The sequence below is a fragment of the Paenibacillus sp. NPDC057886 genome (assembly GCF_042796655.1).
Classification (GTDB): Bacteria; Bacillota; Bacilli; order Paenibacillales; family Paenibacillaceae; genus Paenibacillus.
Genome location: NZ_JBHVMZ010000003.1, coordinates 655,439 through 671,074, shown reverse-complemented (window position 1 = coordinate 671,074; position 15,636 = coordinate 655,439). Strand labels below are relative to the sequence as shown.

Sequence of the window (15,636 nt, the reverse complement as noted above, 5' to 3'; positions counted from 1 at the left end):
AAAGACAATTCGCCGCCTTTTGTCCACAACACAGAGACGCCATATCCAACTTCAACTTGTAAAAGACCTCATTCGCGTTCCATCCACAATTCACAATCCACCAGCTTACTGCCTTGAGCCTCGAACCTGTGCCGAACGCTTTCGCCGTATCATGAACAAACCATCGAACTCTCACTAATGCGTATATCTCATCTTTTCAAACTATTAAGCTTTACGCACATGAACTTCAAATATTCAAAAGCTCTAATCTAACAGCTCACACTCACACTCACTCGTACTCATAAAAGGCGTCATCATCCGTATCCACTTCTTCGCCCGTTTGCTTCTGGAAAAACTCCAGGAACGGCAGACCGTACTTGCGGTACTTGACCTCACCGACCCCTTTAATATCCAGCATGTCACGTTCTGTCTGTGGACATACCACACTCATCTCGCGCAATGTCGCGTCATTGAAAATAATGTACGACGGCACATGCTCTTTCGCCGCCAGATCACGACGGATCAGACGCAGTTGCTCAAATACCGTCTCGTTAACCGCAGATGGCATCGCATCGCGTCCGCGACGTCCGCCGTAGTTCGTACCCGAAGCGGTTGCCGCTGTCTTGCGGACCACACGCTGCATCACTTCACGTTGGCCTTTGAGTACTTCCACCGCCAGTGGCTGTAAACGAACGACCGGATACTGTCCCTCAGACAGCATCAGATAACCTTCGGATACCATGACGTTGATGATCTCCGAAATCTCACGCTCTGTACGATTGCCCATCACACCATAGGTTGGCAGGGAGTTGAAGCCGTAATCGAGCACTTTTTTGGCACGGGAGCCTTTGAGCACCGAAGCGACCAGAGACACACCATACCGTTCACGCATGCGGTGAATGCAGCTGAATATTTTCTGCGCATCAATCGTCATATCCACCAACTCACGGTCGTCCGTGCATGAACTGCAAATGCCGCACGGCTTGTCCTCATGCACCTCACCGAAATAATCCAACTGTGCACTGCGCAGACAGCGCGTCGTGTAACAGTAATCCACCATCTGTTGCAGCTTCCGGTAATCGTTCTGTTTGCGGTCGCCCTCCATCGGGTTCTGCTCGATCAGAAACTTCTGGGTGATAATGTCCTGTGCTCCGAATAACAAAATGCACTGGCTCGGCTCTCCGTCCCGTCCCGCACGCCCGGCTTCCTGTACATACGCCTCCATGTTCTTTGGCATGCTGTTATGAATCACGTAACGCACGTTAGACTTATCAATCCCCATCCCGAACGCATTCGTCGCCACCATCACCCGGATATCATCATACAAAAAAGCTTCCTGGCTCTGGGCCCGTTCATCGTCCGTCATCCCGGCATGGTAGCGTCCTGCTGGCAAGCCTGCCTGCAACAAACGCTGATGCAGATCGTCCACGTCCTTACGGGTCGCAGCATATACAATCCCCGGCTCGCTGGCATGCTCGCGCGCGTAATTCAGGACAAAGTCCTTTTTGCTCTCGCCGCGCAGCACGCTGAACGCCAGATTATCCCGCCCCAGTCCGGTCACATACGTCTGCGGGTCCTGCAAACGCAGCAGCCGCAGAATATCGCCCATGACCTCGGGCGTCGCTGTAGCCGTAAAGGCCGCCACCACTGGCCGCTCCGGCAAACTGTCCACAAACGGCGCTACCGCCAGGTAGCTTGTCCGAAAATCATGCCCCCACTGCGACACACAGTGGGCCTCATCCACGGCAACGCAGGAGATTGGCAAATAGCCCATCTCCTCGCGGAACCAATCCAGCTCCAGTCGCTCAGGCGCGACATAGAGCAGCTTCAGCTCACCGCGCTGCGCCGCGCGGATGCGATCATTCACTTCTTTGCCGCTGAGTGTACTATTAATATAGGCGGCTGCGATACCGGCCGTGGTCAGGGCATCGACCTGGTCCTTCATTAATGAAATCAACGGGGAAACGACCAGGGTCAGGCCCGAATATAACAAAGCGGGGATCTGATAACAGATCGACTTCCCGCCCCCGGTTGGCATAATGCCCAGCGTATCTTCGCGTTCGAGCAAGCTGGCTACGATCTTTTTCTGTCCCTCACGGAAGTCGGGGTAGCCATAATATTTTTGCAGGAGACCCTGCGCTTCTTCTAATGTAGGTGTTTGCACACTCATGTAAAGACTCCTTACTTATCACCGATGTTCTTCCACCAGCTTGGTCCGATCCGATTCTGACATCCGAAAGCGGCATATGCCGCATCCTTGACAACAAAATGGCGTTCTCATGACTTGTCCGTCAAGCAAACGCCGCTCCCTTTAGTTTAACGGCCCAGACCCGAATGAGCAACCGCGTTTTCATGTAAAACGATCTTTGGCAAATGTGTAACAGCCGTATCACCTAAGTGATCGGAAAGATTGCAAGTAGAATCAGGTGTGATTGAACATTCTAGGACAAATTAAAAAAACAACCGCCTGCCCTTTTGGGGACAAGACGATTGTTGGGATTTAAAGTATACTTGCTAATCTTTTAGCGCCTCAACTTCAGATTCAGATAGACCACTCGTTTTGGCAATGACAGATACTTCGATACCAAATGAAAGCATATTTTTAGCTATTTCAATCGCCTTTCTTTTTCCACCTTCCGCTAATCCTTTTTCTATTCCCTTTTCCGTAGCCCATTCAATCATCGAGGCTTCATCGTGTAAATACTTCTGCCGCTCTTCATACAAACGACGCGCCTCCCGATCCTGACTCAGAAACTCCAGCGTATCCATCGCTTTCTTCAATGTAGGTTCATTCATTTGTAACACCTCCCAATTTGATTTGTCAGCCCCTTTCAGGAATAACAGCCAATTAATCAACCCGCCCTCCATCGGAACAGATTGATCATCCAGCTTGGACAGCTCCATAAAATGAACTTCGAGATCATCACTCAATTCAAGTCCAGTATGGTCTTCCCTCAGATGAAATACATTATGATAACGCTCATTTACGATAAACGAATAATTTAAAATATTGATTGTGACACACTTTTTCAGTTCCTTGTACGTTTGGCCTTCCTGCAACTGACTGGAATAACGCTTACTCCAATAGTATAGAGTCCGCTTTTCAATATCATATTTATTAAACAACTGCATCTCAATGTTGATCAATTTACCTTCAGCTGTTTTCGCCCAAATATCAAATATGGACTGTTTATCCAGCGGAGCATCTTTATCGGTATACGGATTAAGGAGTACAATCTCCGTCAGCGGCTGTTCCCCCGATTCTGCAAACGTTCGGTTCAAGAACACCAGCAGTACATCTTTATTTTCTTCACTGCCAAAAATACGCTTGAAAACAAAATCGTTCCGAGGATCGAGCAAATCAGACATCCGACCATCAACTCCGTTTCTTTCTATTATACCATGCTTGGCATGCTTAATTGCAGCATCATCCACCTTTATGCAAGTTAAACATTACACACCAAACTACTACATCTTACTGCTTCTTCAAGTCCTAAATTTTCTAACAAGGCTCTCTTCCTCCAATTAATTAAGCTCTCGCTTGATTAAGGTTTATTTTAACTTATTTGTTATTAATTAATATCCACAATGTGTTACTATCGATTAATGATTTGCTTACAGAAAAGACATTTGCATACCTACATATCCATTTCCACATATCTTTCAAACCCACTGCCTTTAAAGGAGGGCCGTTTTATTTATGTTGAAACAACATGTACACGCTAGTGACTCTTCAAACATCTCACTACCAAAATCATGGATACGCCGACACCCGATATTCACCGCATTTTCGATATTGATTCTGGCTCTGTTTACCGCCGTGTTCCTGTATTTTTGGCTTCGCCCTTACTTCTCCACGTTTGATCGTTCCGTACAAGGGGAACTCGCCTACTCGATGCCATCGCCGAATGGAGAGTATGTCGCCGAGATGTACGGTGTGCCTTACGGTGGTGCGGCAGGTGGAGTCACAAACTGGGTAGATGTGAAGAAGATCGTTGCCTCGGACATGTTCACAGTAAAAACCATATACCGTGCTAAATATCACGGGGCCAACTACCTCGAATGGGAAAATGAAAATACACTCCGGATCGAAAACCGGAACGAGTACAGCGATGATAGCATTACGCTAAACATTGATGATGAAATCTATGATAGCTGGGGCTGGGCATGCCGAAGCCTGCGCATGAAGGACCAGTACGTGCGGTGCCTGGCACCCGAAAAATAAAAACACAAATAAGCAGCCCCGCTCGCCGACTCTCGTGTCCAAGCGGGGCTGCTCTTGTTTCACATCTGCTGAACGATCTGTACCTCATACAATCGCCCGATCTGTGAATGCTCTTCACTCACCGAACTACGAACTCAATCCAAACCTGACTCCCTGACGCCTTCAAGTCTCTTTTCGGCCTCTTCTATTTAACTTCACTTCCATATACACATACTTTTACTTCCCTTCTGCACCCTTAAACGATCTACTTCGACCTTCTATTTCTATTTCTATTTCTATCTCTATCTCCAACTTCTGCTTTTCTCCCTGCTTCCTCTTACTTGTAAGGTGGCGCATCCCCACTCTCTTCCCGCCTCTTCATCACTTCACGCAGCATCACTCCAATCTTCTGCCGATTGGCGAGCAGGCCAGGATCATCCGGCAGATACTCTCTTGCTTTGCTGTTATGCAGGAGCGCCTGCTCCCAATTGCCCATGTGAGCGTAACAAAGTGAGAGCCGGGCGTGTGGCAGCCAAGTGCGACATGCCGCAGGCACGGGACGCAGACCCGGATCACGGCTGCTGACATCGAGCGCTTGCATATACCAATAGATGGCGGAGACCAGCTCCTGCCGCTCCTGGAAGCAGGCAGCAATGGCGCAGCAGAAGTCGGCATGCGGCAGGTCGAATTGAAATGACTGCAGCAGCGCCCCCAGCTTCCGGCCCGGCTCGCCAAGCCGCTCATAACATTCCGCCAGCCGCGCGCAGGCAATGAGCCGATCCTCGCGATAACCGCTGGGCTCCAGCAGCAGCTTCGTGTACACCCGAACCGCCGCCGCATAACGCTGGCGGTCGTAACATTCGCCTGCATAATAGAACAGCAGGCGTCCCTGGGCTGCGCCCTCTTCGGCGATCCATTTGCGCAGAATGCGCACGTTTCGCGCCGAATGATTGCCCGCTTCGCGGCGGTGCGTGACGGCAATGTCTGCCGTAATGACCCCGCCCGGCGGTAAGCCTAACTGCTCATGCAGCCGGCCATGCCAGCGGCACCCCGCTTCCCGCTTGACGAGGCGCAACCGTCGGTCCGTCACAAGCGGACTTCCCTCCGGCCCCTCGGCCAGCGTATAGCTCAAGATCACAGCCGACGTCTCACCGCCGGACGGCAGCTGCTGCTTCAAGCTTTCAAGTTTCGCCCGTTCCGCGGGCAACAGCACATCATCTGCATCCAGCCACAGGATATATTCCTGAGTGGCCTGGTCGAATGAATAATTCCGCGCTGCGGCAAAATCATCCTTCCACGCATACGTGTAGACCCTGTCGGTATACTGCGCGGCAATCTCCATCGTACGATCGGATGAACCGGTATCTACTATAATGATTTCGTCAGCGATGCCGGCGACCGAATCAAGACAGCGCGCAAGCGTGCGTTGTTCGTTCTTCACAATCATGCACAGACTGATGGTGATCACGTTTTTCGGCCCCTTCCTGTCTTCCTTCCTCCTGGCTTCACCCTGACCTTCACCCTCGTGCTTCAACTTCATCCAGCTAACATCCTACGCTTCTCCACTACCCGTCCCCATTCTCCTGACGACGCAGACGTTTAACCTGCTCCACCGCGTTGTCCAGCGCTTTCTTTCGCTGATTCATCAGGCGAAGGTGATTCTTTTCCACCTCGGCAAAATGCACATGATCCAGCTCCATCCATTCTGTCAGCTGATTCAGCGTTGGCGACATATGCAGCTGCGTTTTCCGCCGTCTGCGCGCCACGCAACATAGATATTTATGATGAACTTCCAGCTTCAAGACTTCAAAATACGGCATCAGACACATCGCCAGATTTCCTGCATAGAACGTTTGCTTGTGATCATAGAACGGATGGTACCCGTATGGGACGGTTACAATCAGGGTTCCTTCCTCTTGCAGCAGCCGATGAATTTGGATCAATAACGTCTCCGGATGGGCGAAATGCTCCAGAACCTCTCCGAGCAGCACGGTGTCAAAGGTGGTCTTTACTTTCCATTGCGTAATGTCCAGCATCCGAAAATCTACGTTGCTTCGGACAGGTCTGGACTCTTTGGCGAGCTCTCCCTGTGCATACCGGATACTTTCTTCCTCCAGATCAATACCTGTAACACGAAACCCTTCACGCGCCAGCAAAATGGAAGTGATGCCCTGACTGCATCCGACATCCAAAATTCGCTTGCCTGTTGCTTCGCGGCACATCCAGTGAACACGGGTACGTGTGGCTTCGTGCGATTCCTCCGAATTAATCTCGCCGTAATAACGTTCGCTCACTCGGTCATGATTTGCCATGGCTGCCTCCAGAATTTTCGTGCAAGTGTTTGAGGTGTGGTTCACTGTGTGGTTCACGGTCTGCCTCGATAGGATCGGTGTGTCCCCGCTTATCTCCATCCACCGTCTGAGACACTCGCATGTTCTGGTGAATTTGCATTTCATGTACTCCCTTAACGTCTTGCACCACGTTCACTTCCGGCCGAATCGGCTGTCCAAGCACCACGATATTTCCACCGACACATCCGGCTGTGGCATTGCGTGTATCAAAGATCAGTTTGGCATGATCCGCCATCTCCTGATAATCGAAGCCTGTATGATCCGTCGTAATTATGACCAGATCAGCCTCGGCCCATAATTCGGGTGATGCGGGTTGAGCCTGATCAACCGTGCCATCATCCTTGCGGAATACAGGCACCATCGGGTCGGTGAAGACCACATCTGCCCCTGCTTCACGAAGCAGTCTATAGACATCCAGCGCCGGAGATTCACGCAGATCGTCGATATCTTTTTTGTACGCCATACCCGCCAGCACAATTCGCGCTCCCTGCATCGACGAACCGTTCTGTTCGAGCAGCTCCGCGGCACGCTTCACCACTCTTTCCGGCATTTGTCGGTTGGTCGCATCCGCAAGCGAAATGAATTGCAGCTCCGATCCCTGACGGCCTGCAGCCCAGGACAGATAGATCGGGTCTATTGGAATGCAGTGTCCACCAATACCTGGACCCGGATAGAACGGCATATAACCGAACGGCTTGGTCGCCGCAGCGTCCAGCACCTCCCAGATGTTCACGCCCATTTGCTCACAGGCGGGTGTCAGTTCGTTCACGAGCGCGATGTTCACGCTGCGAAACGTGTTTTCGAACAACTTTGCCGTCTCCGCCACTGTCGTTGAACTAACGGGAACGATCTCGTTCAGGAACGAACCGTAGAATGCTTTTCCATACGAAAGACAGGACGGCGTGGAGCCGCCAATGATCTTTGGTGTATTTTTCACCCCGTAATGCACACTTCCGGGATCTACCCGCTCTGGAGAATAACAGACATGTAACTGCTGCCCTACTTTCCATCCTTTCGCGGCTTCGATCGGCTGCTTCACACGCTCCTCGGTGGTGCCGGGATATGTGGTACTTTCCAATATGACAAGGCAGCCCTCCTGAAGATAAGGCGTGATGCCATCCACCGCTGCAGCGATAAATGAAATGTCCGGCTGATGCTCCTCGGTCAAAGGCGTAGGCACACAGATGACAATCACATCGGCCTGAGCCACTGCTGCGAAATCCGTCCCTGCCATGAATAATCCAGCCTGAGCAAGGGATTGCACAACCTTATCCTCAATGCCGATCACATACGATTTCCCGGCACGCAGCTTAGCCACTTTCGCCCCATCGATGTCAATTCCTTGTACCTGATACCCAGCCTGCGCCATTTCCACCGCCATGGGTAACCCAACATACCCAAGACCAATGACGGCGGCTTTCAGGGAGCGGTTGTTTATGTGTTGAAGCGTGGTACGTTCCTGTGTTTCCTTATTTCCTTCGTGCTTGCTGCTCTCTACCATTCCTTCCACCTCCAAACGGTCCGCCTCCCTCCTATTAATCGATAAAGCCGCCTCCACGCAAAAATTGGGCAATCGCTGACCGGTTCATCATCATGCTGTCCGAACGATACTCGGAAAAGGTCACACGAGGCAGAGCACTATACGGATCTGTCAGGCTTTTGTCCGGTTCTTGTGGCAAAATCACATAATATTGCTCGTCATATTTGTAGGTACGCGGTGCCTCGAATGGAGAAATGAGTACTTCATGCAATTTTTCGCCAGGACGAATCCCGGTTACTTTGTAATCGTGAGCCGGACGACCTGCCTGTTCCAGCATGACCGAAGCCAGATCCGTCATCTTGCAGGCCTTCATTTTCATGACAAATGTCTCACCGCCCACCGCTGCCTCAGCCGCCTTCAGCAACAGATGAATGGCCTCCGTCCGCGTCAGGAAAAAGCGGGTCATGCCTTTATCCGTAATGGTCAGGCTCTTGCCTTCAGCAATCTGACGGCGAAACAAGGGCACAACACTGCCGCTGGTTCCGAGCACATTGCCCCCACGAATACACACAAAACGGGTGGACTCGCTCAGCCCATTGGCACGAATCATCATCTTTTCGCCCAGAGCCTTGGTCATGCCGTAAACGTTAATCGGATCTACCGCCTTGTCGGTGGACACGTCTATGACTTTGGCAACCTGCATGCGAATCGCAGCGCGAATAATATTTTGCGTGCCGATGACGTTTGTCTTGAACGCTTCATCCGGCTGATCTTCGCATACCGGCACGTGCTTCAGAGCAGCCAGGTGAAAGAGAACATCCACTCCGCGACAGGCTTCCTCCACCGCCCGATCATCTCGAATGTCTCCAATGACAAAACGCAACCGTGCATCATGACCGAAATCCCGCTGCATCGCAATCTGGGCATACTCATTACGCGAGAGAATCCGAATCTCGGCCGGATTCTGCTCCAGCAGTACCTCGGTCAGCTTTTGTCCCCAGGAGCCCGTTCCTCCAGTGATCAGAATCGTCTGTCCTTGAATCATGGTTGAATCCCCCTGTTCAGATCATGAATTCACGTAATACCGCAGCCATCTCTTCCCGGCTCAACCGGTCTTTGGGCGGTACTTTTTTGATGGATGTATTGCTGGAATGCACAATATTTACGTAATTGCGCGGAGCCAGCACCTCATGCGGCAGCTCAATAACATTGCCGTGTGTTCCCCGGCCCGGCAGCTTCACCCGGTATCCCGCAGCGTACTCTGCCGTTTTATATAGGTAGACATAGAACTGCGGGGAACGGTGAAACGCAGGCGCCATCTCATGATTCACGCTGTCCCACAGGTATCCATTCTGGTTGATGAGTGCCATCGTTCCGGGCTGTGGCTGCACGTCATAGAGCTGCTGAACAAACGTCTTGTGATACAGATCATCCGAATCCAGTCGGGCAATATAGATATCCTCTGCTCCCTCCGCAAAAGCCAGGATGGCTCGCACACTTTCGATGGTTGTTCCAAAACGGATAGTGGATGGCAGCGGCTCCTGCTCAGCCAAAATCTCTTGCATCAATTCTCCCGATTCCTTGGACAGCTTCAACACGGTCAGGAAATCCTGATTGGTCTGTGCCTTAAGGCAATGCAGGGTGAATGTGCGAAATATGCTCATCCGCCGCTCCAGCCATTCTCTTGTCAACCGCTGCGGGTCCATTCCGTAATTGTTGAAGTTAATCTCAATTACCACTTTTCTAGACATACCCTTCCTCCTCATTCTTGAGTGATTTTCTTTCTATTCAGTCAGACTATTTTCATAGTCTTTACAGCTCTTTCCACACCAAAAATGCCTCTGTCTGCCCGAAACTGCTATACCGAAGCACTCTTTAATCCAGCCGACTCTATAATGTATGAAAAAATAATAGAACCGGTCCGGACACTTGCACGGGTTCTTGCATAATCAGCTTTTATATAAGCCGACCAACACTTGCCGGTCCCGAAAGTAGATTGATATACACCCGAAGATGCGCCCTCCGGGTCTAACGCACAATACCTTGCCGAAGCGACAACATAGAATAGAGCAATTGCATTTTCAAAGGGGGGGCTTACACTGAAATGAATTCGATCTATCTTGAAATGGACGGTGTGCTGGATCAACTTGAAGCCGCGGTGAGGCAGCAGCGTCCCTTCTCTCTGGTCCGTGTAGGCGATGGGGAGAATATCGTCATGTCCCAGGAAACCGTCTGGACCACGGAACAGGTTCTGCAGGAGCGATGGGCTATCAAGGCCAATCTGGGCCAAAAAGGACTGCGCCTCCCCAATCTGCAGCTCCGGGACGAGGTTGCCGCTTCCCTGCAACGGGCGAATATCGTAGGCGTTCTTCCACACGGGGACAGTACCATCAAAGCCCCGGAGCATCTCAAAAGACAGCTGACCGACACGGTGTTCGCGCATTTCGGCATCGCTCCGGCACTGACTTGCCATGCCTGTGTCAATCGGGAACTCGCGCAGGTGCCCCGCTTCTGGAATATGCTTGCTGGCAAGCGGGTGCTGCTTGTTACCCGGGAGATTGAGCAGCTGCGAGCCATGCTCGTTCAGGAGCCATACCATCTGGATATAACAGCTGCGCTGTCTTTCGACGGATGGGATCAGATACAGGAAACACTGCAATGGATTCAAACCAATCGGGATACCTTCGATGTAGCGCTCTTCTCCTGTGGCGTGAACGCGGTTGTACTTGCCGAGCGAACAGCAGCACTCGCGGGCAAAGTCGCCATCGACTTCGGCAAAGCCAACAACATCATTTTGAAAGGCCGCGCGAACTAATCGGTAAACGTGGATAATACAACAAAAATCCCGGACTCCTTGAGCCGGGATTTTTGTTCTGTCTCTTCTCTCCTTAAGACTTGAGTGTTCAATAGACTCTAATTGCTTGCTGCAATACCATAAAACACTTCAGGTCCGGTCCGTACCGATGTGGACACCCCGGAAATAAACGAGGTATACACACTTTCCAGTGCAGGCGGTGCGGACAGATCCTGTGCAGTGAACGAGTGGAATTCAGCGCCACCGTTCTGACCTACCGTACCTTCGGCGCGATAAATCACAAAGAACGGATCGTAAACACCACCCCGTACAAGTTCAACAACGAACGTATCCCCCACTTCTCCGGTAACGCCAACCGTGCCATTCAAGGTGATAATGGGGTTTGGGATACCAAGGGTCTGGAGACCAATGGAGCCGAATGCTTCCGGCGATGGGCCTAGAGACAAACCGGGCTGTCCAACCGTTCCCGAGTTCATGGAAGTTCTCATATCGAGAAACACACCCATGAGTAACACCTCCAATGCTATGGGATACGTTATTCTATGAATCTCGACTCTCTTTGGATTGGATGGGTAACAGATTCTCTCCACCTATTTTTATTTGCCCCCGGTTAATGGTATATTGGACTGCATAACGAAATGAACGGATCGTATGCACACAAGCGGTACAGGCTGTTCAGAAGGAGATTACTATTCATGAATAAACGCAAACGCCCAACAGGCAATACATCGACCAAGGGGAAAGCATCCGCAGGTTCGTCCACAGCACGGTCCGGTCGGTCCACTTTGACTTCCGCCAAATCATCAGGACCATCCGCATCACGCAATGCAGGAGCGGCGAAAAAGCCAGTAGCCGCCAAATCCTCCGCGGCTCCCAAGAAAGCCGGAGCACCCAAACCCAAAGCAGCCAAACGCTCGGGCAATTCCTATTATCGTAAGCAAGAACCACCACGCCCGTACAAAGTCACCGAACCGGATGAGCTGCTCAACTTCTTGCTGAAACACTTGAAGTCCGGCCGGAATGCGGTCAAATCCATTCTGGGTCGCGGACAGGTATCCGTCGATCAGAAAGTGGTTACCAAGTTTAATCTGGAGCTGACGCCAGGTCAGATCGTAACGATCAGCAAAGAAGGCGCCGTTGCCGCTCCTTCCCTGACGGGGATTAACATTTTGCATGAAGACGATGATATCATTGTCATTCGTAAGGAAGCCGGACTGTTATCCATTGCCGCTGACAAAAGTGATGATCTAACCGCTTATCGCCAGCTGACTGAGCATGTTCGCCGTACCAACGCGCTGAACCGGATATTTATTGTCCATCGTCTGGACCGCGACACTTCGGGTGTCATGATGTTCGCCAAGAGTGAAGAAGTGCAGCAGAAGCTGCAGGAGAACTGGAAAGAGAATGTACAGGAACGTGTATATGTTGCCCTTGTGGAAGGCGCTGTTGCGAAGGAAGAGGGCACCATCTCCTCATGGCTGAAAGAAACCAAGACGCTCAAAATGTATTCCAGTCCTCGCCCGAATGATGGACAACATGCCATTACACACTACAAACGTTTACAGTCGAACCGTGAGTTCTCCCTGCTGGAAGTCCGTCTGGAAACAGGACGCAAAAACCAGATTCGTGTGCATATGGAAGATCTGGGCCATCCCATCGCAGGGGACAAAAAATACGGTGCTCACACCAAAACACTGGGTCGCCTCGGACTGCATGCACGGGTACTCTCGTTCATCCATCCAACGACAGGTGAGCTGATGAGATTTGAGACCGATATTCCGAAACAGTTCCTCTATCCATTCCGTACGGATGCTCCACCAGCGAACTAACGGAATGATTCAAAGAACAGGCATTGCTGACTCAACGATTTCAGCCGATTCTGACCACGCCGCGGTGCCGGAACTGGCCGATGGCCTGACCACGCCTGAAAGGAGGAACGGATGCTGAAAAATTTGTTGATTACCGGTTATCGTGCACATGAACTACAGATTTTTGGACAGAAGCATGAGGGAATCCCTTTCATCAAAAAGGCGATCTCCTCCCGTCTTACGCCCCTGGTCGAAGACGGGCTGGAGTGGGTGCTGACGCCAGGCCAATACGGTGTAGACCTGTGGGCCTGCGAAGTGGTGCTTGAGCTGAAAAAGACGTTCCCGGATCTGAAGCTGTCGATCATTACCGCTTTTCAGAATCCCGAGGAACAATGGAAGGAAGACAAACAAGAGTATTATCGCTCCATTCTGCAAGGTGTGGACTATTATGGTGCGATTAGTCGTCAGCCGTATATCGGCCCGTGGCAGTTCACTGCGCGGGATGATTTGCTGCTGCGCAAAAGCGATGGCCTCCTGCTCGTCTATGACGAAGATGCAGGGGATGGCAGTCCCCGTTTTATAAAGGAAAAAGCGGTCAAAAAACAGCAGAATGAAGATTATACGATCATCAGTGTCACCTCGGAGGATATCCAATCGGTTGCCGAAGATGAACGGATGAACGATGTTGGGGATTATGAAGATTCTTCCTTCTGATCTGTACACGACTGGAGTAGCAAAGAATGACGTACATATGTTTTTTTTGGCGGAAGGTTGGGTATAAGTAGTAGTAAAACTGCGATTACCATGTCGTATGGGACAAAGGGGAACTGCAACTATGACATTAACGCCAGAGCAGCGCATTCAACTGCATGGATTCAACAACCTGACCAAGTCGCTGAGTTTCAATATGTACGATATCTGTTATACGAAAACCAAAGATGAACGCGAAGCTTACATTGAATATATTGATGAACAATATAATGCGGCCCGTCTAAGTAAAATCCTGAACAACGTATCTGACATTATCGGTGCCCATGTGCTCAATGTAGCTCAACAGGACTATGTTCCCCAGGGTGCAAGTGTGACGATGCTTGTCTCGGAAGGGCCCATTGTGGAGATCCCCGAAGAATCCTTCGATGAATCTCCCGGCCCCCTGCCCGATAATGTCGTCATGCAGCTCGACAAAAGCCATATTACCGTTCATACGTATCCCGAATTCCACCCGAGTGAAGGCATCAGTACGTTCCGGGCAGATATTGACGTCTCTACCTGCGGTGAAATCTCGCCGCTAAAGGCACTGAACTATCTGATCCACTCCTTCGATACGGATATCATGACGATGGATTACCGGGTACGTGGTTTCACACGGGATACGAGCGGTCGCAAGCTGTTCATTGATCATGAGATCGGTTCGATCCAGAATTACATTCCGGATGAGATCAAGAGCAGCTTCGACATGATTGACGTGAACGTCTATCAGGAGAACATTTTCCACACCAAGTGCAAGCTGAAGGAATTCGATCTTGATAACTATTTGTTTGGTTATACCAAAGATAAACTGAGCAAAGCCGAGCAACAGGAAATTACGGAGTGGTTGAAGCTGGAGATGGACGAGATTTATTATGGCAAAAACATCAATCGTCCTTCTTAATGGCTAATTCGTGAGGACTGATTCATAAAGACCGGGACGAGGATAAGATGTAATGAAGGCAGGATTTCTTAATGGAAACCTCCGGCAAGCGCTTGTCCTTTTCTTTTGCCTAACTTGACAGGCAGCAGCTCCATTTTTTATGATGAAAGCAATTGCATTTTCCATTGAAGGAGACTGAGCCCTTGATTGAAACGAACACTTCCAGACGCAATGAATCTCTGTTACAAGCGCTGAACGTACAGCACAAGGTTACCACTGAAAATATTGCCAATGCAGACACACCCAATTACAAAAAGAAATCGGTGGAGTTTGAGGAAGAGCTTAGACGTATCATTGAGAACGGCAAAACAGATCAGCTCTCCATGAAGCGGACTCATGAGAAACACTTTCCAGTCAGTAATCCCAATGCCTCAATCGTGAATTACCGGATTGTTGAAAACAACGAAACATCTATGAATAATAACAACAATAACGTTGATATTGACAAGGAAATGGCGAACCTTTCGGAGAATCAGCTTATGTATAACTACATGGTTGATCGGGTCAGCGGGCACTACAAGAAAATGAAAAACCTGTTGCAGGATATGAAATAATGAATGGTAGAGCAGCTCTTTGGCTGCTTTTTGTTTTGTCTATATTCGGAAATATCCAGATGATCTATATTGACGTATTTAGCGTCGCTTTTCTTTTCCTAATCAGGAGGATCAACTCGCCTGCTTGTGCCCTTTTTCGGTATCCTTTCTGATTCGTAGTATAATGAGATAAAATGAATGATTTCATATCAAATAAAAGAGGTGCAACATGGCTCCACGTCATTTAAATGCTTTTCAAGGCTCCAAAGTCCGACTGGCTGCTCCTTGCCCAGAAGACTGCATGCGGCTCTCCCGCTTCACTGACAGTTATGATTACTTGCGTAATCTGGATACCGATATTGCTGTTCCGCTAACGCCGGATGAGACGGGGTCATCCGCAGTTCGGAGAGACAACGGCTTTGAATTTGCACTGCGTACACTGGAGGACAATCGGTTCATCGGATTCACGGCCCTCTACCGAATTGAGTGGAATAACCGCTCTGCACGCCTGGCCATTGGCATTGGTGATGACAAAGATCGGGGCAAAGGATACGGCAGTGATGCTCTTTCCCTGATTATTCGTTATGGATTCCATGAGTTGAACCTGAACCGGATTGCGCTGGAAGTGATTGAATACAACGAAGCTGCCAGACGAGCCTATCTGAAAGCCGGATTTCGGGAGGAAGGCCGCCAGCGCTCTGCCGTTCTACGGGATGGCACTCATTATGATCTGATCTCCATGAGTATCCTTGCAGAAGAATGGTCAACACAGACCA

The 15,636-nt window shown here is 50.2% G+C and carries 14 protein-coding genes and 1 pseudogene; 7 read left to right on the top strand and 8 right to left on the bottom strand.

Annotation, left to right across the window (positions count from 1 at the left end; all coding sequences use genetic code 11):
* Positions 1 to 268: 268 nt before the first annotated feature.
* Both recQ and ACFVQB_RS13670 read right to left on the bottom strand, forming a co-directional pair.
* A complete protein-coding gene (gene recQ / locus ACFVQB_RS13675) occupies positions 269 to 2,149 on the bottom strand; it encodes a DNA helicase RecQ (RefSeq protein WP_379439563.1) in 1,881 nt (626 codons plus the stop codon).
* Between the two features lie 344 nt (positions 2,150 to 2,493).
* A complete protein-coding gene (locus ACFVQB_RS13670; protein ID WP_379439560.1) occupies positions 2,494 to 3,348 on the bottom strand; it encodes an Rpn family recombination-promoting nuclease/putative transposase in 855 nt (284 codons plus the stop codon).
* A gap of 331 nt (positions 3,349 to 3,679) precedes the next feature.
* Between ACFVQB_RS13670 and ACFVQB_RS13665 the strand changes: the two genes are divergently transcribed.
* Positions 3,680 to 4,204, top strand: a complete 525-nt coding sequence (locus ACFVQB_RS13665; protein ID WP_379439557.1) for a DUF5412 family protein — start codon at positions 3,680 to 3,682, stop codon at positions 4,202 to 4,204.
* A gap of 316 nt (positions 4,205 to 4,520) precedes the next feature.
* Here ACFVQB_RS13665 and ACFVQB_RS13660 read toward each other — a convergent pair whose 3' ends face one another.
* Genes ACFVQB_RS13660 through ACFVQB_RS13640 form a run of 5 tightly spaced genes read right to left on the bottom strand, consistent with a single transcriptional unit; the run spans position 4,521 to position 9,765 of the window.
* Positions 4,521 to 5,723: a glycosyltransferase gene (locus ACFVQB_RS13660; protein ID WP_379439554.1), complete on the bottom strand. Its 1,203-nt coding sequence runs from the start codon at positions 5,721 to 5,723 to the stop codon at positions 4,521 to 4,523.
* A gap of 25 nt (positions 5,724 to 5,748) precedes the next feature.
* The gene (locus tag ACFVQB_RS13655; RefSeq protein WP_379439551.1) at positions 5,749 to 6,495 is read right to left on the bottom strand and encodes a class I SAM-dependent methyltransferase; all 747 of its coding nucleotides are present in this window, start codon (positions 6,493 to 6,495) and stop codon (positions 5,749 to 5,751) included.
* Positions 6,482 to 8,044 carry a nucleotide sugar dehydrogenase gene (locus tag ACFVQB_RS13650; protein ID WP_379439775.1) on the bottom strand — a complete coding sequence of 521 codons (1,563 nt, stop codon included), beginning with the start codon at positions 8,042 to 8,044 and terminating at the stop codon, positions 6,482 to 6,484. The genes ACFVQB_RS13655 and ACFVQB_RS13650 overlap by 14 nt, the downstream gene beginning before the upstream one ends.
* Before the next feature lie 25 nt (positions 8,045 to 8,069).
* A complete protein-coding gene (locus tag ACFVQB_RS13645; RefSeq protein ID WP_379439548.1) occupies positions 8,070 to 9,059 on the bottom strand; it encodes a polysaccharide biosynthesis protein in 990 nt (329 codons plus the stop codon).
* Between the two features lie 16 nt (positions 9,060 to 9,075).
* Positions 9,076 to 9,765: a glycosyltransferase gene (locus ACFVQB_RS13640; protein ID WP_379439545.1), complete on the bottom strand. Its 690-nt coding sequence runs from the start codon at positions 9,763 to 9,765 to the stop codon at positions 9,076 to 9,078.
* A 353-nt stretch (positions 9,766 to 10,118) separates the two neighbouring features.
* Between ACFVQB_RS13640 and ACFVQB_RS13635 the strand changes: the two genes are divergently transcribed.
* A complete protein-coding gene (locus ACFVQB_RS13635) occupies positions 10,119 to 10,829 on the top strand; it encodes a GT-D fold domain-containing glycosyltransferase (RefSeq protein ID WP_379439542.1) in 711 nt (236 codons plus the stop codon).
* Positions 10,830 to 10,927: 98 nt separating this feature from the next.
* On the opposite strand, the gene ACFVQB_RS13630 is transcribed toward ACFVQB_RS13635, so the two are convergent.
* Complete coding sequence (locus tag ACFVQB_RS13630) at positions 10,928 to 11,335, bottom strand: hypothetical protein (RefSeq protein WP_379439539.1); 408 nt, start codon at positions 11,333 to 11,335, stop codon at positions 10,928 to 10,930.
* Positions 11,336 to 11,524: 189 nt separating this feature from the next.
* Here ACFVQB_RS13630 and ACFVQB_RS13625 point away from each other — a divergent pair, with 189 nt between their 5' ends.
* From ACFVQB_RS13625 to ACFVQB_RS13605, 5 genes and pseudogenes are all read left to right on the top strand, one after another.
* The gene (locus ACFVQB_RS13625) at positions 11,525 to 12,658 is read left to right on the top strand and encodes an RluA family pseudouridine synthase (RefSeq protein ID WP_379439536.1); all 1,134 of its coding nucleotides are present in this window, start codon (positions 11,525 to 11,527) and stop codon (positions 12,656 to 12,658) included.
* 111 nt (positions 12,659 to 12,769) lie between these two features.
* Positions 12,770 to 13,351: an SLOG family protein gene (locus tag ACFVQB_RS13620; RefSeq protein ID WP_379439533.1), complete on the top strand. Its 582-nt coding sequence runs from the start codon at positions 12,770 to 12,772 to the stop codon at positions 13,349 to 13,351.
* A 121-nt stretch (positions 13,352 to 13,472) separates the two neighbouring features.
* Positions 13,473 to 14,288, top strand: coding sequence for an adenosylmethionine decarboxylase (speD, locus tag ACFVQB_RS13615; protein WP_064639879.1), 816 nt, complete (start codon positions 13,473 to 13,475; stop codon positions 14,286 to 14,288).
* 182 nt (positions 14,289 to 14,470) lie between these two features.
* A complete protein-coding gene (gene flgB, locus ACFVQB_RS13610) occupies positions 14,471 to 14,881 on the top strand; it encodes a flagellar basal body rod protein FlgB (RefSeq protein WP_379439531.1) in 411 nt (136 codons plus the stop codon).
* A gap of 208 nt (positions 14,882 to 15,089) precedes the next feature.
* Positions 15,090 to 15,581 (top strand): annotated as a pseudogene (locus ACFVQB_RS13605) (GNAT family N-acetyltransferase); the annotation flags it as partial.
* Positions 15,582 to 15,636 lie beyond the last annotated feature (55 nt).